Genomic DNA, 21764 nt, shown 5'->3' with positions numbered 1-21764 from the left:
CCGAGTCAGGCCGATTTCGGCTTGGCGAAAATATCGATGCCGCTGCCAGTTTCGAGGAAGGATTTCATGCTGGACAGCACTGCCGGCCAGCCTTGGCTGACGCCTTTCGCCATGCCGCTGCCGGCTTCGAGTTCGTCATGGGTTACGGTCAGCCGCACCATGGTGTCGTATTCCTCGATGCCGAACGTCACCCGGCTGTATTTCGACGGGTCGTCGGCCTGCGAGGCGTTCGCCCAAGTCATCACCAGTCGGGTCGGCGGCGAGATTTCGACGACCTTGCCGACCAGTTCGATGGTGCGTTCGTCATTGGCGCGGATATGTTCCCATTTCGATCCCGCCTTCCAGTCGGAGACGTTCTCATGGCCCCAGTAGCGGCGCGCGATGTCGGGCCTGGTTATGGCTTCGAACACCTTCTGCGGCGTCGAGCGAATATAGGTCACGTAGACAAAACTGGTCGTCTCTCTGGTCATTGGTCCTCTCCTTCGAGTTCTTGTTTCAGGTCGTGCAGCAGGCTGAGCCGCTGCCGTTCGAATTTCCGCACCCAGCGCTCGTAGACCTCGTGCAGCGGCACCGGGTTGATGAAGTGCAGCTTTTCGCGGCCGCGCTTGACCGTGCTCACCAGGTTGGCCGCCTCCAGGAGGTCGATGTGCTGGGTGGCGGATTGCCTTGCCATGTCCAGATGTTCGCAAAGCTGGCCGAGCGTCTGCCCGTTCTTCTCGCACAGAAGGTCAAGCAGCCTTCTGCGTGTCGGGTCGCCCAGCGCTTTGAAAACCTTGTCGGCGTCCATAGGCCTCACTCTGTTGTGAGGTCACAATATGCAGGTAAATACCTGCATGTCAATCGTCAATTGTGCTGCTTCGCAAATGTTCGATGCGCTATTCGGATTCGGACGTCGATTGCTCGATGGGCCGAGCGCCGGCCATGTACCTGACGTTGTCGAACGGCTCCGGCCGGTGGTCTGCCAGGCTCCACAGCTGGCGATCGGTGCCCGGCAGATCACCCAGATAGACATGCAGAGCCCCGGAGCGGGCGTTGCCGGTGTTGGCGACCGAGTGAATGGTATTGGAGGACATGTGCACCAGCGCCGGCGCCGCAAAATCCTGCCGCTCCGGTTCGTCGACCCGATCGCCCGCCAGCGGGTAGATGAAATTGGTCTCGCCGCCCCGATAGATGCCGATCAACGCATCCATCAAATGGTTGTGCGGCGGATACTGCACGCCGGGCGAGAGCGTGATGTGGTAGATCGTCAGCTTCGGGCTTGCGTGCAGCAGCAGTTCGTCGTCCTCTTCCTCGTGAACCAGTCTGCCGAGCGCGTGGAAGCGATTGGTATAGTCGCTCAGGACGGCCTTGACCTGCTCAAAGGGATCGGGGCCTGCCGCCGCGTTGACGATATCCTTGATGGCGGGGTAGAGAGGAGACTCGGCGGATAGGGGCATTCCACAACTCCTTTCTGAGATGCTCAGCAAAGGTATCTAAGCCGTCCAACGCTAGCCAATGCCGATGCCGGCGTCAACCGCGGGCCAGAGCATGGCCCCGAAAGGTCGAGATCATGTTCGAGCAGCCAGGCGCTAAAAGCGAGAGAAGCATGAAGTCGACAAAAGCCGCGCCGTCGAAATCGACCACGTCCCCAGGCGGGACGACGGCGCTGTCGACGGCGGATGTGCTGCGCAGCGAACAGGCCTACGAACAGTTGAAGAGCGATATCGTCGCCTGTGTTCTGTCGCCTGGTGAAGCGCTGACCGAGAAACAGATCGAGGCCCGCTACGGCATCAAGAAGGCGACGATCCGCTCGGCGCTCGCCCGCCTCATGCAGGAGGGACTGGTCAGGAGCGAGCCGCGCCGTGGCTATGTCATCACCACGCTCACCTTGCGCGACGTCAACGAGATCTTCGACGTCCGTAGCCTGATCGAACCGGAAGTGTTCAGGGTCGCCACCTCTGTGATCACCGAGCGCGGGCTGGAGGAGATCAGGCTGGCGGCCAGAAAGGTGCTGAAGCCCGAGACGCTGCGCAGTCCCGTTGCGTTCCTGGCTGCCGACCGCGCCTTCCGCCTGGCGATTGCCGAGCTTTCCGGCAATTTGCGGCTGGCACAGCTGCTCAACCAGATCCTCGATCAGTCGGAACGGACGCTCCATCTCGGCTTCAAGTCGCGCGATTTCATGCCGCTGATCATCGAACAGCAGAAACAGCTGCTGCAGGCTTGCGAAAAGAGCGACGCCCCGGGCATCGCAAGACTTGCCCGCTCGCAGTGCCTTGCCCTCAAGCACCAGTTGGTCGGAGCCCTACTTGGCGGCGCCAAGCTGCGGGACGCGAACCTGCAGGATTTCGTCTGAAGCACTGAAAGACCGGAATAGATCTCAGATGCCTTCCACCAGCACGATCTCGCCGTCGGCGACCTTCTGGCGGATGGCGACCGCGCGCTGATATTCCGGCGAATGATAGCAGTCGCGCGCGGCGGCGAGCGACGGAAACTCGATGATGACATTGCGGGCGCGGCCCGGCCCTTCGGCCTTTTCATGCTCGCCGCCGCGCGCCAGGAATTTCGCGCCGAACCGCTCGAAGGCGGGTTTGGCCGCGGCGACGTAGTCCTTGTAACCTTCCGCGTCACGCACATCGACGCGGGCGATCCAATATCCCTTGGGCATGCTTTCTTCTCCGAAGCTGTCTTTGGAAACTATGCAGAGCGCATTTCGTCAAGGATCGCTTCCGCCGCGGCGCGCCTGTCGCTTGCCGCGACGATCGGCCGGCCGACGACGAGATGGCTGGCGCCGTTGCGTATGGCTTGGGCCGGCGTCACCACGCGCTTCTGGTCGCCATGGTCGCTTCCCGCCGGCCGGATGCCGGGCGTCACCACCGCCATGTCGGGTCCAACTATGCGGCGCACTGCTTCGGCTTCCGCGGCCGAGCAGACGATGCCGCCCATGCCGGCATGCAGCGCCTGTTCCGAGCGCCGCAGCACCAGCGTATGCGGGTCATATTCATAGCCCGCGTCGATCACGTCCTGCTCGTCCATCGAGGTCAGCACGCTGACCGCCAGCAGGCAAAGCTCGCTGTCCCTGGCCGCTTCCACCGCCGCCTGCATCGCCTTTGGATAGGCGTGGATGGTCAGCATGGTCATGCCCATCTTGACGATGTTCTCGACGCCCTTCGCAACCGTGTGGTCGATGTCGAGCAGCTTCATGTCGAGGAAGACCTTGGTTCCGCCGCTGGCCAGTTCCCTGGCGAAGTCCAATCCACCGGCGAAGGCCAGCTGATAACCGATCTTGTAGAAGGAGACGATGCCGTCGAGCTCGCGCACCGCCTGCTCGGCTTCTTTCACGGTCGGCACGTCAAGGCCGACGATCAATCTTTCCTGCATGGATTGGGCCTGCATGGTTGCGGCAGTCACGTCTCGATCCGGGTGGACATCATGCGCGAGGTTTCGATCAGCGTGCGGCATAGGTGCTCCATCGATTTGTGCAGTCTCTCATCGCGGAAATTGCCACCTTCGTCAAAGGCGTCGCCGCCGTCCGGGACCGAACATTCCGGCGTCACCACCTCCATCTGGCAGCGCACCAGCACGGCGCGCAGATGGTTGATGCAGCGGATGCCGGCAAAATGGCCCTTGGAGGACGAGCAAAGGCCAGCGACCTTGCCGGCAAGCGGCCTGACGGGCCGGACGCCGTCCCTGCGCACCCGGCTCACCCAGTCGATCGTGTTCTTGAGCAGCGGCGGAATGGAACCGTTATATTCCGGCGCGGCGATCAGCAGCCCGTCATGGAGGGTGATCAGACGGCCGAGTTTGACGGCGTTTTCGGGAACGCCGTTTTCCTTTTCCAGGTCCTCGTCGAGGATCGGCAAGGGATAGTCGGCGAGCGAAATCCGGGTCACCTCGGCACCTTGCACCGCAAGTTCCTTCTGCGCCGCGTCAGCGGTCCTGCCGCTATAGGCGCCGCTGCGCACCGAGCCGGCGAAGACGAGGATTTTCGGGATCACTGCCATTGGCCAACCTTGTTCCCGGACAGGTACAGCCAAGGTTCGATCAAATCAACGGCTGGATGGGGAATAGGGGAGTAAGGCAGTAAGGCAGTAAGGAATAGTCCGGAAATTGAACCGTTCATTTCCTACTGCCTTACTCCCCTATTGCCTTACTCCCCTCTCTTCAGTGCGGCTCGCGCCGGTAGATCCACAGCTGCGTCGGCGGGATGTTGCGGAAGATGAAATCGAAATGCTTGACCGTGTAGTCGCCACGGCCGGCCGGGATCGGCGACATCGGGCCGTAGGTCAGCTGCACGATCGGCCGTCCCGCCGGGATGCGGTCGAGCAGGCTTTCTATATAGGCGATGCGCTGGGCGACCGGGAAGTTGAGCAGCGGCACGCCTGAAACGACGGAATCGAAGATCATCCCGCTCCGCTCGCCAAGCGTGGCGTTGAGGTTGAAGGCGTCGCCCTCGATGACGTTGACGCCTGGATAGAGCTGGCGCAGATGGCGCACGAAATCCGTGGAATATTCGACCGCGTAGAGGTTTTCGGGCCGCACGCCCTGCGCCAGGATGGCACGGGTGATGACGCCTGTGCCGGGACCGACCTCGAGCACCGGCAGGCCGGACCTGGGATTGACGATCGAGGCCATCTTGCGGGCGGTGATCGAACTGGTCGGAACGATCGAACCGACCGTCTTCGGCTTGTCGATCCAGCCCTTGAAGAATTTGAGCTCGTCGTCGAATTTCTCGGCAAGCGCCTTCCGCAGCCCGGGACCACGTGTCATGCAAGCTCTCCTCAGCGCTTCCCCCTCAGGTTACTTAACACCTGAGCGGCGCAAGGCAAGGCGCGACCCTGCCGATGTCGTGGATAAGATAGATTTCGTCGCGTCCCGAGATGCGGCGCGTTTGATCGGTTCACGCGCCATTCTGCTCGGTCAACGCTCGCCGAAGGATTCGAAGAAATCCTTCATGCGGGCGAAAAAGCCGCTCGATTGGGGCGAATTGTCCTGCGAGGAGAGCTGTTCGAACTCCTCCAGCAGCTCGCGCTGCCGGCGCGACAGGTTCTGCGGCGTCTCGACCGCGGTCTGGATGTAGAGGTCGCCGACATTGGGCTGGCGCAGCACCGGCATGCCCTTGCCCTTGAGCCGGAACTGGCGCCCGTTCTGGGTGCCTTCGGGCACCTTCACCTTGGTCTGCGTGCCGTCCAACGTCGTCACCTCGAAGGAGCCGCCGAGCGCCGCCGTCGTCATCGAGATCGGCACCTTGCAATAGAGATCGGCGCCGTCGCGCTGGAAGAATTCGTGCGGCTTCACCGCCAGGAAAATATAGAGGTCGCCCGACGGACCGCCGCGCAGGCCGGCCTCGCCCTCATTGGCAAGGCGGATGCGGGTGCCGTCCTCGATGCCTGCCGGGATGTTGACCGACAGCGAGCGTTCCTCGGTGACGCGGCCCTGGCCGGCGCATTTCGGGCATGGGTCCTTGATGGTCTGGCCACGGCCCTGGCATTGCGGGCAGGTGCGCTCGATCGAGAAGAAGCCTTGCGTGGCACGCACCTTGCCGTGGCCGTTGCACATCGAGCAGGTGACCGGCTGGGTACCAGGCTTGGCGCCGGTCCCAGAGCATTCCGAACACGAAATCGAGGCCGGCACGCGGATTTGCGCGGTCTTTCCCGCGAAGGCTTCCTCCAGCGAGATTTCCATGTTGTAGCGCAGGTCGGCGCCGCGCTCGCGGCCGCCTGACGAGCGGCGCTGGCGCCCGCCCATCATATCGCCGAAAATATCCTCGAAGATGTCGGCGAAGCCGCCGGCGCCAAAGCCCTGGGCGCCGCCATTCATGCCGCCCTGCTCGAAGGCGGCGTGACCGAAGCGGTCATAGGCCGCGCGCTTCTGCGGGTCCTTCAGCGTCTCGTACGCTTCGTTGATTTCCTTGAACTTGTGCTCGCAGGAATGATCGCCGGGGTTGCGGTCGGGATGGAACTGCATGGCGAGCTTGCGAAAAGCGCTCTTGAGCTCCTTGTCGTCGGCACCCTTTTGCACGCCCAGCGTTTCGTAGAAATCAGCTTTCATTTTTTCCCGCAGTCCGGATACTCAACGTCTTGATGCAAATGTGCGTCGTTTGCCGGCACGTTGCCTCGATTTAGGAGCGGTGCTGCCTGGATGCTAGGGCCGGCATGCGCCTGTCCGGTTTTTTCTGTCATTTTTTTGGAAAGGGTTGCAAAAAGCCCGGCTTTGCGCCGGGCTTTTCTACAGCGCCGCGCGTCTTCTCGGACGCGCGACGCTGTAGCACTTCTGATGGCGCATGATCCTTTCCAAAATCGATTCCGATTTTGGGGTCATGCGCTTTTCTTGCCGTCAGGCCGCTCAGGCCGACTTCTTCTTCTCGTCGTCCTCGTCGATTTCCTCGAAATCGGCATCGACCACGTCACTGTCCTTGGCGGCGTCCGCCTTGGCATCGGCTTCCGCGGCTTCCTTCTGCGAGGCCTCGTACATCGCCTGGCCGAGCTTCATCGAAGCTTCGGCAAGTGCCTGCGACTTGGCCTCGATGTCGGCCGCGTCGTCGCCCTCGGCGGCGGTCTTCAGCGCCGCGATCGCATCGGATATCGCCGTGCGGTCGGCTTCCGAGACCTTGTCGCCATATTCCTTCAGCGACTTCTCGGACGAATGCAGCAAAGCTTCGGCCTGGTTGCGGGCCTCGACCACGGCGCGACGTTTCTTGTCGGTCTCGGCATTGGCTTCGGCATCCTTGACCATCTTCTCGATGTCGGCGTCCGAAAGGCCACCCGAGGCCTGGATGCGGATCTGGTGCTCCTTGCCGGTGCCCTTGTCCTTGGCCGAGACGTTGACGATGCCGTTGGCGTCGATGTCGAAGGTGACCTCGATCTGCGGCACGCCACGCGGGGCCGGCGGGATGCCGACCAGGTCGAACTGACCGAGCGCCTTGTTGTCGGCGGCCATTTCACGCTCACCCTGGAAAACGCGGATGGTCACGGCCGACTGCGAATCCTCAGCGGTCGAGAACACCTGGCTCTTCTTGGTCGGGATCGTCGTGTTGCGTTCGATCAGCCGGGTGAACACACCGCCCAGCGTCTCGATGCCGAGCGAAAGCGGCGTCACGTCGAGCAGCAGCACGTCCTTGACGTCGCCCTGCAGCACGCCGGCCTGGATGGCGGCACCCAGTGCGACGACCTCATCCGGGTTGACGCCCTTGTGCGGCTCCTTGCCGAAGAACTGCTTCACGATCTCCTGGATCTTGGGCATGCGGGTCATGCCGCCGACCAGGACCACCTCATCGATCTCGCCGGCCTTGAGGCCCGCATCCTTGAGCGCCGCCTTGCAGGGATCGATGGTGCGCTGGACGAGATCCTCGACCAGGCTTTCGAACTTGGCGCGCGTCAGCTTCAGCGTCAGATGCTTCGGCCCGGTCGCGTCGGCGGTGATGAAGGGCAGGTTGATTTCGGTCTGCGTCGTCGAGGACAGCTCGATCTTGGCCTTTTCAGCCGCCTCCTTGAGGCGCTGCAAGGCGAGCTTGTCGTTCTTCAGGTCGATGCCCTGTTCCTTCTTGAACTCAGCCGCCAGATATTCGACCAGGCGCATGTCGAAATCCTCGCCGCCGAGGAAGGTGTCGCCATTGGTCGACTTCACCTCGAACACGCCGTCGCCGATTTCGAGCACCGAAATGTCGAACGTGCCGCCGCCAAGGTCATAGACGGCAATGGTCTTGCCTTCCTTCTTGTCGAGGCCGTAGGCAAGTGCCGCCGCGGTCGGCTCGTTGATGATGCGCAGCACTTCGAGGCCGGCGATCTTGCCGGCATCCTTGGTCGCTTGGCGCTGGGCGTCGTTGAAATAGGCCGGAACGGTGATGACCGCCTTCTCGACCTTCTCGCCCAGATAGGCTTCCGCCGTTTCCTTCATCTTCTGCAGGATCATGGCCGAGATCTGGCTGGGCGACTGCTTCTTGCCGCCGGCCTCGACCCAGGCATCGCCATTGTCGCCCTTGACGATCTTGTAGGGGACAAGCTTCTTGTCCTTCTCCGTCACCGGATCGTCATAGCGGCGGCCGATCAGGCGCTTGACCGCGAAGATGGTGTTTTCTGGATTGGTGACCGCCTGGCGCTTGGCCGGCTGGCCGACGAGACGTTCGCCGTCACCGCTGATGGCGACGATGGAGGGCGTCGTGCGCGCGCCTTCCGCATTCTCGATTACCTTGGGCTCCTTGCCATCCATGATGGCGATGCAGGAGTTGGTGGTGCCGAGATCGATACCGATTACTTTTGCCATTTTTCTAGTCTCTCCGCTAAGCAGGCTCTCAGGACCCGTAAGGCGTTCCGACGAAAGCCCCTGTTCACAAGAAATCCCCGTTCGGCAACCGGTGTACCGGCGCCGCAGGGCTGGCGCGTATATAAGAACAGGCAGCATCGCGCGCAAGCATTCTGCGCAAGCCTTCCATGAACCTTTCCACCCGCGCCTGCGACTGACGTCCAGGTGCCGCATGGTGCGGACCGGAAAGGAAGCCCTCCATGACCAGCAACCCAGAGACTCCATGGTCTCCGGGACCAACAGGAGCTCGGCGCGACCACCGCCTTCGGGACGGGGTCGATGCGCTGGGCTTTCCGCTGATTCCGTTGACCCTGCGTAACAGCAGGCGTATCGTAAAACTGAGGAAAGCAGACAATTCGATCAGGGAAGAACGTGCCGGACCACCGCGCCTTGCCCTGATTTGCGCGGCAAGGCCGGATGTTTCTCCCGTGGCCAACGGGGGTAGCGCCATGTCTCGCGTCCGCGGCACGCTTGTGTCTTCTCTTGATTGCGGCTTGCGCCGCGCCATGCATGCCGGCGGATTGCTGGGGTTGGCGCTCATCGCCGGCCTCTGGCTGGGGAGCGCCGCCCGGGCGCAGGACAGCCAAACCCAGATCATCTATCCCGGCTCGATGGCGGTCACCGGATTTTCCGGCACCATCATCCCCAATTTCGACCAGGGCCTGCCGCCCGGTGTCGATCCGGTCGACGAAACCTTCATCGACACCACGCGCGCCACCTTGCGCGTGTTCGATGTTTCGCACCTCGGCGGGCCGGCCTCGGGCCAGCTCGTCTTCACGCCGCCTCCCTTCGAGGTGACAGCAGGCCAGATCGGCCAGGTGTTCGGCCTCACTTACGATGACGGCGTGCGCGACGGCGTTCCATCAGGCATTCCCAATCTCTATGCCAGCGCCACCTCGCTGCACGGCATCCGCATTGTCACGCCGGACGCCGACAGTGACGGAAGGCCGGAGCGGCAGCGCCGCGGCACATCAGGCGCCGCCTTCATGGACGGCCAGTTCGGCACCGAAAACGGCGGCGGACCGGGCACCATCTGGAAGATCGACGGCATCACCGGCCAGGTTTCCAAATTCGCCGACATCGACACCAACAGCGGTCCCGGCATCGGCAACCTCACCTTCGATCCCAACCACCGCCAGTTCTTCGCCTCCGACCTCGACACCGGCCTGATCCATCGCATCGACGCCAATGGCAAGCTGATCGACACGTTCGACCATGGCGTCGCCGGGCGTCCGGCCCACGGCCTGGCTCCGGTCGCCGACGATGGCGCGGTGATGGATATACAGGGCGCCGCTTTCGACACGGAAGACCCCGAGACCTGGGGTTATACCCAGGACGAGCGCCGCGTCTGGGCCGTCTCCTATCATGGCGGACGGCTCTATTATTCGGTCGGCGAAAAGGCCGAGATCTGGTCGGTGGGCATTGCCCGCGACGGCACCTTTGCCGGCGACCCGCGTTGGGAACTGACGGTCAAGGCCGACAAGGACTATGCCGTCACCGACATCGCTTTCGACAACAGCGGCTTCATGTACCTGGCCCAGCGCGGCCCGGTCGAAAACCGCTACGACTACAGCCAGTTCGCCGATTCCGGCAAGGGCGAGGTCATCCGCTATTGGCGCGAGAACCCGGACGATCCGGCAACGGAATCGGTCTGGGTCGAAGCACCGCAGGAATATGCGGTCGGCTTCCCGCAAGGTTTCAGGCAGTCGGCCGGCGGCCTCGATCTGCAATATGGCTATGATGCCGACGGCAATCTCGATACGTCGGTCTGTACCCAGACGCTGGTCAAGTCAGGCGACAAATTGCGCGACAACCCGGCACTTGCCGAAAAACTCGCCGCCGGCGGGCCGCTCGCCGTCCACGGCGTGCAGATCACGCCCAAAGACCTGGTCAAGCCCGCCAACGCACCGCCCTTCGGCTCCTGGTTCGTCGACTTCGACGGCTATTTCGAAGATCCGGAAGTGGAAGGCCATGTCGGTGACGTCGCCGTCTGGCGCCCTTGCGAGGGTCGCGCCGGTTATTATGAAGAAATCCCGGGCGGCTATCTGCCACCCTTCTACCCGCCGGACTTCCCACCGCCCGGCAATCTGCCTCCGTGTCTCGATGTCGAGGACGTGCAGTACTACTGCACGTCCTCAGGCCTCGAGGCCGATCTCTATCTCCATGACCATGCCGGCTTCGGCGGCGATTCGATCAAGGCCCAATCCAGGACGCCAGGCGTCGGGGTGACCACACCCATGTCGCATGCGCCGGGCAAGCCGTACACGATCAACATCACCGGCCATTATCCGGGCGACAGAGTGGATGTTGGGCTTTGCTTCTACAGGAAGTCCGACAAGGACAAGGGTGGCTACTACCCTTGCTGCAAGATGACCTTGCCGCTCCGGACCCCAGCCGTCAGCTGCGAACGTTGAGGAGGGGAAGATGAACATTCTTGCCCCGTCCTCACTCGCGACCCCTCAAAAAACCGTCATGGAGACGATCATGAAACCCCTGTCACTCGCCAGGCGCGGTGCGCGCTGGCTGTTGGCGGCCGGTATCGCGGTCGCCACGCTAACCCCGGTGCAAAGCTTCGCCTTTGATGTCTACACCGCTGTTACACAGCCCAAGCTCGATTTCGACAATCCGCGTGTCATCAACCCAGAGCCGGGCCGGCTCGTGCCCTTCTTCACCAAGACAGGCAAACAACGAAGCTGCGACTTTGTCGAATATACCCTGACCTTCGGCGTGCGCGGTGATCCGCGGAACTTTGCCAACCCGAGCCTGGCTGCATTGCTGAAAAAAGCCCAGCTCGACTTCAAGGACGTGCTCCCGCACGGCCTGCAGATCGTCAGCGTGCATGTAGCCGGCGACGGTACGGATTCGTCCGGCGGACCGCTGCCTGGCGCATCGATCAGCACGTCGACAAATCCGAACGATACGGCTGTTGTTTCCGATTTCCGGATTTCCGTCGATGATCTCGATGGCGTCGGCGCTCCGAACGAACGCGTCGTCACCTTCCGGATCACCGCCAAGATCGACCATGCGGCGTTTCCCGCGCCGACCACGGTCGACAACCAGGGCCTGATCAAGGTGACGAACGGAACCGGCACGGGCACCATCATCCCGTCGCAGGATCCCGGCAAGCCGGACGACGGCAACGTGCTCACCGGCGAAAAGACCTCGATCCGCATCGACCTCACCAAGTGCGAGCCGCCGCCTCCGCCTCCGACCGACCATGAGTGCTTCAAGGTCGAGCGCGGCACGGTCGACTGCGTGCCCGGCGGCGGCGCCTTTATCTACCACATGCCGGTCGGCCCCGAGATGAGCGGCAAGTGGGTGCAGCTTTCGACGACCACGCCGGGCATCACCATCATCCCCGACACGCAGAAGGTGCCGGCGGGCGGCGGTGTGCTCAACTGGAAGATCGTCGGCGCGTCGCCTGGCGACGTCATCCACCTCATCGTCACCGGCATCAACACCTATGCCGGGCCGAAGGAAGGCTGGGGCCTGTGTTGCACGCAGACCATCGACATCGTCATCCCGCGTGACCAGAAGTGCCCGCCCAGGGACAAGGAGCCGGACCTCAAGGTCGAGAAACGCGCCGATGTCCCGCGCTGCACTATGGCCGGCGGCTGCGACTTCACCATCCGGGTCACCAATGTCGGCACCGCGCCCTATAACGGCAAGATCGTGCTCGACGAGGTGACGCTGCCGGCCGGCTCGACGCTGAGTTCAGGGCCCAATCCGCCCTGGGTCTGCGTCCCCGGCACCACCCCGATGACGTGCACCTATCCGGTGACCACGCTCAATCCCGGCGCTTTTGTCGACCTCAAGCTCGGCTTCAAGCCGGCCGGGGGCTGGCAAGGCAAGGTGCTGCGCAACTGCGCCACCTACAATTATCCGGTCAGCGGCAAGCCGCTGTTCGGCAGCCAGGCAAACGACCGCGGCTGCGCCTCGATCCCGATCTGCCGGCGTGGCGATCGTGACCGCGACTGCCAGCCGCCGGTCGAAAAGAAGGTCGACCTCATCCTGAAGAAGCGTGCCCGCTCGGAAACCTGCACCGCCGATGGCGTCTGCTTCTTCGTCATCGACATCATCAACAACGGCACTTCAACCTATAACGGGCCGCTGACGGTGATCGACAACTATCCCAGCGGCGCGCCGACCTCCTCGACCTTCGGCCCGAGCCCGCCCTGGACATGCGGTCCGAACGGTCCCGGCCAGTTCCGCTGCGACAATCCCGGCATCTCGCTGCCTCCGGGTGCCTCGACGCCGATCGTCGTCAAGGCGGTGGTTCCGGCCAGCTACCGCTCGGACACGGTCGAGAACTGCGCCGAGGTGAAGGCCATTCCTGGTGAGGCCGACCTCACCAACAACAGGGCCTGCGCCAAGGAACGTGTCCGCCATCCCAATGGCGGCCAGCCCGGCCTGCGCATCACCAAAGTGTGCAGTGGCTCGCTGGCCGGTGCCGCGGTCGTGTCCTGCCGCATCACCGTCGCCAACGCCGGCACGGCGGCCCCCACTGGTCCGGTGCGGATCAACGACGCCGCCACGCTGGTGTCGGGCGGAGCGCCCGTCCAGATCCAGACCGTCACCCCCGACGGCGCGGAGTGGGCGTGCGGACCCGTGCCTGCCAGCACGCTGTCGTGCCAGATTCCCGGCGCCGTCATGACGCCTGGAAGCAGCCGCCATTTCGACGTGACGGTTTCGGCCAATGGCGAATTCGAGAACTGCGCGCGCGGCTCCTACGGGCCGGCGCAAGGCGACGACGTCGTCTATCCGATCGGCCAGGCCTGCGCCAAGGGCGGCGGCGCTTCGACCATCCGTGTCGAAAAGACCGGCGACCGCGAATGCCGGCTCGGCCAGCCCTGCTCGTTCGACATCACCATAGCAAATGATGGGACGAGCCCCTTCTCCGGTCCGGTTCGCATCGGCGATGCGATCGGTGTGGAAGGGCTTGGCCGGCTGGACGGCGTCGCGATCACCTCGATCGACCCGCCCTTCGGCTGCTCGCCCGAGCCGACGACACTGCCAGCCTCCTGCATCGCCAACCTGACGCTCGGCGCCGCCGAAAGCCAGTCGCACCATGTCACGGTGGTCATGCCCGACGACGGACGTCTCGCCAATATGCAGGGCGACGTCAACGGCCAGAGCTGCGTTGGCGTGCTCTCTCCCGACACACGGGTGCAGGGCGGCGGCGACGTGCTGTCCAAGGATGCGACCAATGTGCAGGGCGATCGCGGCAAGGCCTATGCGTGCCACCCCTTCACCATCACGCATGAGGTGAAGAACCAGTGCTCGCCGGGCTTCGTCATGAACGATGCCGGCCGCTGTGTCTGCCCGGAAGGCACCACCTTCCGCAACGGCCAGTGCACCGGCGGCGGCACCAACATCCTGCCGACGCCACCGCGGCAGAAGCGCTGCGTGCTGCTCGAAGGCCAGATCCGCACCGAGGACGGACGCTGCGTCTGCCCGCGCGGCACGGAACTGGAGAACGGCGCCTGCGTCAAGACCTCCAAGCCAGGCTGTGCCATACCCGGCTCGGTCCCAACCTCGGACGGCAATGGCTGCTACTGCCCTGACGGTACGCATCTCGACAGGCAAGCGAATGCCTGTGTGAGAGACAGGCCGAAGCCTGAGCAGTGCACCATCCGTGGCCAGGTCCACAACGCCGATGGCGACTGTGTCTGCCCGCAAGGGACCGAGGTGCGCAACGGCGCCTGCCGCCAGATCCGGCCGAAGCCTCGGGAGTGCCGCATCCCCGGCCAGATCCGCAACGCCGATGGCGATTGCGTCTGTTCGCAAGGAACCGAGCTGCGCGACGGCGCCTGCCGTCCGGTCCGGCCAAAGCCCGACCAGTGCACCATCCGCGGCCAGGTCCACGACGCCGATGGCAATTGCGTCTGCCCGAGGGGTACCGAGGTGCAAGGCAATGCTTGCCGGCGCAAGCAGCCGCAGCTGGAGCCGTGCGACATACGCGGCCAGGTCCACAACAAGCGCGGCGAGTGTGTCTGTCCGCGCGGGACCGAGGTGATCGACGGCGCTTGCCGCAAGCCCAGGCAACAGACGGAATGCGCTCCGGGCTCGCAGATGGTTGATGGCCAGTGCCAGCCGATCATCAGGCGACACTGCCCTGAAGGGACGGTTGGGCGGTATCCATACTGCAGGCCGATGCGCGAGCAGCCGTCGCTGGAGCTCAACCCAGGCCTGCTGCTGCAGCAGGTCCTGCCACGGCGCATGCCGCAGGTCGAACAGCAGCAGGATCCGGCTCCGAACAGGATCCTGAAACTCCAGCAGCAATAATCAGCTACTCGATGCCAGATCAGAAAACCCGCCGGAGTAATCCGGCGGGTTTTCCTTCATGGCTCCGGGGCAAGCGGAAATTGGCTGCGACACGATCGCAGGCGCCGCCCAAGCCTGTGGAGCCGCCGTGCTCGCACCCTCGACAAGTCACCCGCGGCGCATTAGGCAGTCGGTCCAGGGTGATCGGCCAGGGTGACTGGTATGAAACGGGCATCCGGAAAGGCCGCACGATGAGCAAGAAAACCTTGATCGCGCCTTCGGTACTGGCTTCGGACTTTTCGAAGCTCGGCGACGAGGTCGAAGCCGTCGCGGCCGCCGGCGCCGACTGGATCCATCTCGATGTCATGGATGGTCATTTCGTTCCCAACATCACCTTCGGCCCGCCGGTGATCAAGGCGATCCGCAACCGCACCAAGGCTTTCTTCGACTGCCATCTGATGATCGCGCCGGCCGATCCCTATCTCGCCGCCTTCGCCGAGGCCGGCTGTGACGGCATGACGGTGCATGCCGAGGCCGGGCCGCATCTCGACCGCTCGCTGCAGACCATCAGGAACCTCGGCAAGAAGGCCGGCGTGTCGCTCAATCCGGCGACGCCCGAAACGATGATCGAATACGTGCTCGACCGGCTCGACCTGATCCTGATCATGACCGTCAATCCGGGTTTCGGCGGCCAGGCCTTCATCCCGGGAATCGTCGACAAGGTGAGAAGGGTCAAGGCGCTGATCGGCGACCGGCCGATCCGCATCGAGATCGACGGCGGCGTTTCGCCGGAAACGGCCCCCTTGGTCACATCAGCCGGCGCCAATGTGCTGGTGGCCGGCGCCGCCATCTTCAAGGGCGGCAGTGTCGAGGCGTACCGCGCCAACATCGAGGCGATCAGGACAGCGGCCGACAAGGCCGCCGGCTGACGCACCGCGACATCGCATTTCCATCCCGGGTGATTCGGGGCAAGCCGCTCGTTGTCTTTGCGCGCGACAGAAAAGACGCTCGCACGGGCACACTCAAACAGCTGATTCTGCGTGCATACAAAACACGTTAAGTTGCTGCTGGTTGTAGAAGCGTGCGAGTTCCCCCGATCAGGCAGCCAATTGGGCATATTTCTTTGTGCTAAAGTACAATAGTCGATGTTCTGCTTGAGGGTCGTCGGGTGGGCGCTGTATGGTAGCTGTACGGAAGGAACCGTTTTTTCGGACTCGAATTGCCCAAAGACGACAGTTGGGGACAAGGAGTCGCTTTTGACGTACGGAGCTGCCAATCTGAACGACGACGGCGCAGGAGCCAAGAGCACGCTTGCCAGCACGGTCTATCACCAGCTGCGTGATGATCTTCTCGGCGGCGCTCTTGAAACCGAAAGCAAGCTGCGGGTCGAGTGGGTTGTTTCCAAGTACGGCGCCGGCGCCTCTCCGGTTCGTGAAGCCCTTAATCGCCTTGCCTCCGAGGGGCTCCTCGGCCGCCACGACCAGCGTGGATTTTTCATCATGCCGGTCAGTGCCGCGGAGCTTGAGGAGCTGACGCGCACCCGCTGCTGGCTCGAGGAGCGGGCGCTTCGCGAATCCATTGCCCACCGCACCGCCGAATGGGAAGAACAGTTGGTGTTGGCACTGCATCGCCTGGGCCGGGCCTCCCGGCTTTCGCCGCAAAGTCTCTCGGCGCTCAATCCGGATTGGGAGAAAGCGCACCGGACCTTCCATCGGGTGCTGATCTCGGCCTGCCGGTCGCATTGGCTGGTGGGTTTCTGCGATCAGCTTTCCGATCACGCCTATCGCTACCGGCAAATGGCCAATGACGGCGAAAGCATCCAGCGCGACGACTTCGCCGAACACCGGCTGATCGCCGAATGCGCGCTGGACGGCAATGCCGACGGCGCCGTCCAGGCATTGATCGATCACTACCAGCTGACGGCGGCCATGTGCATGGAGCGCCTCAAGCAAGGCGAAGTCTCAAAGGCCGCTGCCTCGGCCCAACGCGCCCGACGGTAACGATCAATCCACCGGCAGGCCTTCGCGACCCATCGCGCGCAGCCTTTTAGTTAACGCGACCGAGTGAACCGCCGCCCCCTATTTCCAGAGCCGGTGCTGCCCCTCACCTGCCTGCCGGCCAGCTACTTTCTCCCCGTCACTATACGGGGAGAAATGCCCGGCAGGGCAAGGGGCGGCGCCGACTTCGGCGATTGGCAGCTTCCGCCACAAATCGAAAGCGATTGCCTGTGAACCGCCATCTCCAGTCTTGACGGCATTGCCAAGAACCGCGAACGCTTCGCCGCCAAAACACTCAAGGTGCATACGCAAGGCCTGCCGTTGCGCCACCCCAGGAAAAACTTCATGAGCAATCATCTGTTCGATGCGTTCCGGTCCCGGATGCCGGAGCCGGTGCATCTGCTGATGGAGACCGACGACGGGCGCTCATTCAGCTATGGCGACATGCTGGCGCGGTCGTCGCAGCTCGCGCATGCGCTGCTGCAATTGAATGTAGAGCCTGGCGACCGGGTCGCCGTGCAGGTCGAGAAGAGCCCGGAGGCCATCCTGCTCTATCTCGCCTGTGTGCGCGCCGGCGCCGTCTTCCTGCCGCTCAACACCGCCTACACGCTGACCGAACTCGGCTATTTCTTCGAGGACGCGGCACCTCGGGTCATCGTCTGCGATCCGGCAAGATCGGCGGATATCGGGCACATGGTCGAGCCATCCACTGCCGTCGTGGTCACGCTCGACCGCAATGGCCGGGGATCGCTGATGGACCAGGCATCGCGGCAGGCTTCCGATTTCCATGATGTCGAGCGCGGCAAGGACGATCTTGCCGCAATCCTCTACACCTCGGGAACCACCGGCCGTTCGAAAGGCGCCATGCTCAGCCACGAGAATCTGGCCTCGAACGCGCGGGTGCTGGTCGAGCAATGGCGGTTCACGACGGACGATGTGCTGATCCACGCGCTGCCGATCTTCCATACACACGGCCTGTTCGTCGCCACCAACGTCATCCTGATGGCCGGCGCCTCGATGCTGTTCGAGCAGAAATTCGATGCAGGCCGGATCGTGACGCTGCTGCCCCGCGCCACCGCGCTGATGGGCGAGCCGACCTTTTATGTGCGCCTGCTGCAGCAGGACGGCCTGGACCGTCGGGCGGCGAAGAATATCCGCCTGTTCGTGTCCGGTTCGGCGCCGCTGCTGGCCGAGACACACAACGCCTGGCGCGAGCGCACCGGCCACGCGATCCTCGAACGCTACGGCATGACCGAGACCAACATGAACACGTCCAATCCCTATGACGGCGAGCGGCGCGCCGGCACGGTCGGCTTCCCCTTGCCTGGTGTCGCGCTGCGCATCGCCGATCCCGACAGCGGCAAACCGCTGGCCCAGGGTCAAGTCGGCATGATCGAGGTCAAGGGGCCGAACGTTTTTGGCGGCTACTGGCGCATGCCTGAAAAGACCAGGGCGGAATTCCGCGCCGACGGCTTCTTCATCACAGGCGATCTCGGCATGATCGACGCCGACGGCTATGTCCATATTGTCGGACGCGGCAAGGACCTGATCATATCGGGCGGCTACAACATCTATCCGAAGGAACTCGAAAGCGAGATCGACGCACTCGACGGGGTTTTGGAAAGCGCCGTGATCGGCGTTGCCCATCCGGATTTCGGCGAAGGAGTCACCGCGATCGTCGTGCGGGCGCCGGCCTCGCACATCACCGGGGCCGAAATCCTCGGCGCCATCGCCGGGCGCGTGGCGAAGTACAAGCATCCGAAGCGGGTGATCTTCGTCGACGAACTGCCGCGCAACACGATGGGCAAGGTGCAGAAGAACCTTTTGCGCGATACCTACAAGGATCTCTACGCATCCTAATGCATGTCGCCCAAAAGTGATCTCGGTTTTGGGAGAACGACATGCATAAAAGCAGATACCTAAAGCGCGTCGCATGAGCCCGTTTCACGACGCGCTTTAGTCTGGGGGAGCGCTGTCTCAATGCGCCTAACGCCGCTTTCCGTTGCCGGAGCCCCACAAGGCGCGCGTGAACAGCCCGCGCTTGCGCTTGCGCGGGGCGAGGTTGATATCGCTGACAAGCTTGGCGCCGCCCTCGCGCCGCTCCAAGGTGATCTTGCGGCTATGAAAGGCTTCCAGCTCGGCGCGATGCGCCACGCTGATGATGGTGACACCAGGCAATTCGTCGATGACGGTCTTCATCATGGTGTCCTGGCTCTTCTCATCGAGCGCCGAGGTCGCTTCATCCAGCACCACGATATCGGGGCGATGCAGCAACAGGCGCGCGAAGGCGACCCGCTGCTTTTCGCCACCCGACAGGGTCTGGTCCCATGGCGCTTCGTCCTCGATCCTGTCGGTGAGATGACCAAGGCCTACCTTGTCGAGGGCGGCCTTGATCTGTTTGACCGTCCATTTATCTGCCGGCGCCGGATAGGCGATCGCGCGGCGAAGCGTGCCCGAGGGGATGTAGGGGCGTTGCGGCAGCATGAACAGTCGCTTGTCGGTATGGAAATTGACACTACCGCCGCCCCACGGCCATAGACCCGATACGGCCCGCACCAGCGTCGACTTGCCCGATCCGGAATCGCCTGAAACCAGCACCCGCTCGCCCGGTTCGATCGCGACCTCGGTTTCCTTGACGACCGAGGTGCCGTCATCAAGGGTCACGGAGAGATTGTCGAGGCTGAGCATCGCACCGCCTTCGGTTTTGCCGTGCTGGATGCGTCCGAGCGCGTCGCTCTGCTCCGCGCGCTCGAGCCCGTCGAGCGACATCATCAGCGAGGCGATGCGCCGCGCGGAGGCGTTCCAGTCGGCGAGACGCGGGTAGTTGTCGACCAGCCATCCGAACGCGCCCTGCACGATGGCGAAGGCTGAAGCCGCCTGCATCACCTGGCCGAGCGACATTGAGCCTTCGAGGAATTTCGGCGCGCACAGCAGGACCGGCACGACCGGCGCGAACAGGCTCGAACCCTGCGACACCAGCGCCGTGCGCATGTGCTGGCCCGTCAGCAGCGCCCATTGCCGAAGCACATGGCCGAAATTCTTGTCGATGCCGCTGCGCTCCTCCTCCTCGCCGCCGAGCAATGCGATGCTCTCGCCGTTTTCGCGTACGCGCGTCAGCGTGTAGCGGAATTCGGCTTCCGCTTGGTTCTTCTCCTCGGAGAGCCGGACGAAATGGCGGCCGATGACCACCATCGAGGTGGAGGTGATAGCGGCATAGATGACCGCCGTGACGACAAGGAAACCGGGAATGGTCAGGCTCGCGCTGCCGACCGACAAAGTGAGCGCGCCGCCGATCGTCCACAGCACCACGATGAAGGTCGAGGCCGACAGAGTGGCGACCATCACACCGGAGATGAAATCGACGGGCGACTCGGTGGCGATCCGCAGATCCTCGGTGAGGCGGGCCTCGGGGTTCGAGTGGTCGCCCGCGACGAGGTTCAACTGATAGTAGCGGCCATTGACGAGCCAGCGGCCTATGGCCGAAGTGGTGAGCCAGGACCGCCAGCGGCGCTGCATCGTCATGCGCAGATAGACCTGCGCGACAACAAGGCTCGCGTTTCCAGCCACGAGCGGCAGGAATATGGCGCTGAGCACATAGACGGTGTGGACGTTGCGCTGCTCGATGGCGTCGAAGAACGCCCGGTTCCAGACGTTGATCCCGTACTGGAAGCCGACATTGACGACGATCAGGGTCAACAGCCCGATTGTAAGCGGCCAGGCGAGCTTGTCGCCCTGCCGGCCCCAGTAGCCGCGCCCGCTGATCCAGAAACGCCGCAGCAGGTACTTCTTGCGCGCCTGCTCGGCCTCTTCGGGCGTCAGTTGCGGGTCGGGCTCGACGGCTTTCGGCGGCGGCGGTCCCGCGTGGCCGTCGACCTCCGGCACGGCCTCGGCAGATGGTTTGTTTTTTTCGCGCGGCTCCTCCTCGCGCGGCCTCTCGTCACGCGGTTCTTGCCGTCGCGGCTTTCCTCGTCGCGGCTTCGGGGCGCCGAGCGGTTCGATGCCGTCGGCCGGTTTCGATCTGGGTTTCGCCTCGGACATACGCCCCGACAACGACCTTAAAATCAAAAGGTTTCATGACCTCCGCCTGAGATGACACCATCAAGGGCACCTCTCATTGCGGGTACAGCAGCTCAACGACGTGGTCGGCGATCGCCAGGCTTGCCGTCAGGCCGGGGCTCTCTATGCCGAACAGATTGACGATCTGGCCTGCACCATGATCGGCCGGCCCCTGCACCAGGAAATCGGCGGCGGGCTGGCCGGGACCCGACAGCTTTGGCCTGATGCCGGCATAGGCCGGCTGCAGGGCGCCGTCGCCGAGGTCGGGCCAATAGCGCCGGATCGCCTCGTAGAAGACGGCGCCGCGGCCGGGATCGACGGTGTAATCCACGCGCTCGATCCATTCGACGTCGGGCCCGAAGCGCGCGCTTCCGGCCAGATCGAGCGTCAGGTGGACACCGAGCCCACCTTCGACCGGAACCGGATAGATCAGCCGCGAAAATGGCGACCGGCCCGGAAGCGCGAAGTAATTCCCGCGCGCCAGCCATTGCCGGGGGATAAGATCCCCGGGGAAACCGTCGACCTGGCCGGCCAGGGCCGGCGCATCGAGCCCCGCGGCATTGATGAAGGCATGGGCCTTCAAGACGAAGGTCTCGCCATTGGTGTCGCGCGTGTCGATCCGGATTCCGTCCGGCTCGATCGCCGCCCCGGAGAACGCGGTGAGGAAAGCGACGGACGCGCCGGCAGCCTCGGCGTCGCCGCGCAGCGACAGCATCAGCGCGTGGCTGTCGACAATGCCGGTCGATGGCGACAGCAACGCGCCGGCGCATGTCAGCGCCGGTTCCAGCTTTTCGGCCTCGCCCCGCGTCAAAAGCTGGAGATCGTCGACCCCGCAGCGTCGCGCATTGGCCGCGATCGTCCGCAACCCGTCGATCTGGCCGGGCTCGCTGGCGACGATCAGCTTGCCGGTGCGCGCATGAGCAATGTCGTGCTCGGCGCAATAGGCGTAAAGCCGTTGCCGGCCTTCGACGCAGAGCCGGGCCTTCAGGCTTCCCGGTGCATAGTAGAGCCCGGCATGGATGACTTCGGAATTGCGTGAACTGGTGACGGTGCCGATCGCGCCGGCCTGCTCGATCACCACCACCTCTCGGCCCGACACGGCAAGCGCCCTGGCAATAGTGAGCCCGACCACGCCTGCTCCCGCGACGACACAATCGACTGTCTGCATGG

Annotated in this window: 17 protein-coding genes; 6 read left to right on the top strand and 11 right to left on the bottom strand. The window is 63.7% G+C overall.

Annotated elements, in window-relative coordinates; all coding sequences use genetic code 11:
• Positions 1 to 5: 5 nt before the first annotated feature.
• The 3 genes from JT360_RS04695 to JT360_RS04685 form a co-directional block, all read right to left on the bottom strand.
• Complete coding sequence (locus tag JT360_RS04695; RefSeq protein ID WP_214470377.1) at positions 6 to 470, bottom strand: SRPBCC family protein; 465 nt, start codon at positions 468 to 470, stop codon at positions 6 to 8.
• Positions 467 to 787 carry an ArsR/SmtB family transcription factor gene (locus tag JT360_RS04690; protein WP_140551710.1) on the bottom strand — a complete coding sequence of 107 codons (321 nt, stop codon included), beginning with the start codon at positions 785 to 787 and terminating at the stop codon, positions 467 to 469. The genes JT360_RS04695 and JT360_RS04690 overlap by 4 nt, the downstream gene beginning before the upstream one ends.
• 88 nt (positions 788 to 875) lie before the next feature.
• Positions 876 to 1436: an autotransporter gene (locus JT360_RS04685; protein WP_214470376.1), complete on the bottom strand. Its 561-nt coding sequence runs from the start codon at positions 1434 to 1436 to the stop codon at positions 876 to 878.
• 149 nt (positions 1437 to 1585) lie between these two features.
• On the opposite strand from JT360_RS04685, the gene JT360_RS04680 reads away from it, so the two are divergent.
• On the top strand, positions 1586 to 2332 hold the full coding sequence (locus JT360_RS04680; protein ID WP_214470375.1) for a GntR family transcriptional regulator: 747 nt from the start codon (positions 1586 to 1588) through the stop codon (positions 2330 to 2332).
• Positions 2333 to 2356: 24 nt separating this feature from the next.
• Here the strand turns inward: JT360_RS04680 and JT360_RS04675 are convergent, their stop codons facing one another.
• From JT360_RS04675 to dnaK, 6 genes are all read right to left on the bottom strand, one after another.
• Positions 2357 to 2644: a DUF1330 domain-containing protein gene (locus JT360_RS04675; RefSeq protein ID WP_214470374.1), complete on the bottom strand. Its 288-nt coding sequence runs from the start codon at positions 2642 to 2644 to the stop codon at positions 2357 to 2359.
• 29 nt (positions 2645 to 2673) lie between these two features.
• Positions 2674 to 3372, bottom strand: coding sequence for an orotidine-5'-phosphate decarboxylase (pyrF, locus tag JT360_RS04670; protein WP_250888621.1), 699 nt, complete (start codon positions 3370 to 3372; stop codon positions 2674 to 2676).
• Positions 3373 to 3383: 11 nt separating this feature from the next.
• Positions 3384 to 3980 carry an NADPH-dependent FMN reductase gene (locus tag JT360_RS04665; RefSeq protein ID WP_214470372.1) on the bottom strand — a complete coding sequence of 199 codons (597 nt, stop codon included), beginning with the start codon at positions 3978 to 3980 and terminating at the stop codon, positions 3384 to 3386.
• A gap of 160 nt (positions 3981 to 4140) precedes the next feature.
• Positions 4141 to 4746, bottom strand: a complete 606-nt coding sequence (pmtA, locus tag JT360_RS04660; protein ID WP_214470371.1) for a phospholipid N-methyltransferase PmtA — start codon at positions 4744 to 4746, stop codon at positions 4141 to 4143.
• A gap of 150 nt (positions 4747 to 4896) precedes the next feature.
• The gene (gene dnaJ, locus JT360_RS04655; RefSeq protein ID WP_214470370.1) at positions 4897 to 6027 is read right to left on the bottom strand and encodes a molecular chaperone DnaJ; all 1131 of its coding nucleotides are present in this window, start codon (positions 6025 to 6027) and stop codon (positions 4897 to 4899) included.
• 294 nt (positions 6028 to 6321) lie between these two features.
• Positions 6322 to 8238 (bottom strand): molecular chaperone DnaK, encoded by a 1917-nt coding sequence (dnaK, locus tag JT360_RS04650; protein ID WP_214470369.1) that lies wholly within the window; start codon positions 8236 to 8238, stop codon positions 6322 to 6324.
• A gap of 488 nt (positions 8239 to 8726) precedes the next feature.
• Between dnaK and JT360_RS04645 the strand changes: the two genes are divergently transcribed.
• The 5 genes from JT360_RS04645 (at position 8727) to JT360_RS04625 (ending at position 18398) form a co-directional block, all read left to right on the top strand.
• Entirely contained in the window at positions 8727 to 10691 is a 1965-nt protein-coding gene (locus JT360_RS04645; RefSeq protein WP_250888604.1) for an NHL repeat-containing protein, read from the top strand.
• Between the two features lie 10 nt (positions 10692 to 10701).
• Complete coding sequence (locus JT360_RS04640; RefSeq protein WP_214470367.1) at positions 10702 to 14562, top strand: DUF7929 domain-containing protein; 3861 nt, start codon at positions 10702 to 10704, stop codon at positions 14560 to 14562.
• Between the two features lie 230 nt (positions 14563 to 14792).
• Positions 14793 to 15470: a ribulose-phosphate 3-epimerase gene (gene rpe / locus JT360_RS04635; protein WP_214470366.1), complete on the top strand. Its 678-nt coding sequence runs from the start codon at positions 14793 to 14795 to the stop codon at positions 15468 to 15470.
• 327 nt (positions 15471 to 15797) lie between these two features.
• Complete coding sequence (locus tag JT360_RS04630) at positions 15798 to 16541, top strand: GntR family transcriptional regulator (protein ID WP_214470365.1); 744 nt, start codon at positions 15798 to 15800, stop codon at positions 16539 to 16541.
• A gap of 342 nt (positions 16542 to 16883) precedes the next feature.
• The gene (locus JT360_RS04625) at positions 16884 to 18398 is read left to right on the top strand and encodes a malonate--CoA ligase (RefSeq protein WP_214470364.1); all 1515 of its coding nucleotides are present in this window, start codon (positions 16884 to 16886) and stop codon (positions 18396 to 18398) included.
• A 126-nt stretch (positions 18399 to 18524) separates the two neighbouring features.
• Here JT360_RS04625 and JT360_RS04620 read toward each other — a convergent pair whose 3' ends face one another.
• Both JT360_RS04620 and JT360_RS04615 read right to left on the bottom strand, forming a co-directional pair.
• On the bottom strand, positions 18525 to 20576 hold the full coding sequence (locus tag JT360_RS04620) for an ABC transporter ATP-binding protein/permease (RefSeq protein ID WP_214470363.1): 2052 nt from the start codon (positions 20574 to 20576) through the stop codon (positions 18525 to 18527).
• A 73-nt stretch (positions 20577 to 20649) separates the two neighbouring features.
• Positions 20650 to 21762, bottom strand: coding sequence for an NAD(P)/FAD-dependent oxidoreductase (locus JT360_RS04615; protein ID WP_214470362.1), 1113 nt, complete (start codon positions 21760 to 21762; stop codon positions 20650 to 20652).
• Between the last annotated feature and the right edge of the window lie 2 nt (positions 21763 to 21764).

Origin of the sequence: Mesorhizobium sp. dw_380, from assembly GCF_018588885.1 — a bacterium.
GTDB lineage: Bacteria > Pseudomonadota > Alphaproteobacteria > Rhizobiales > Rhizobiaceae > Mesorhizobium.
This window is presented reverse-complemented; position numbering and strand designations above follow the sequence as displayed.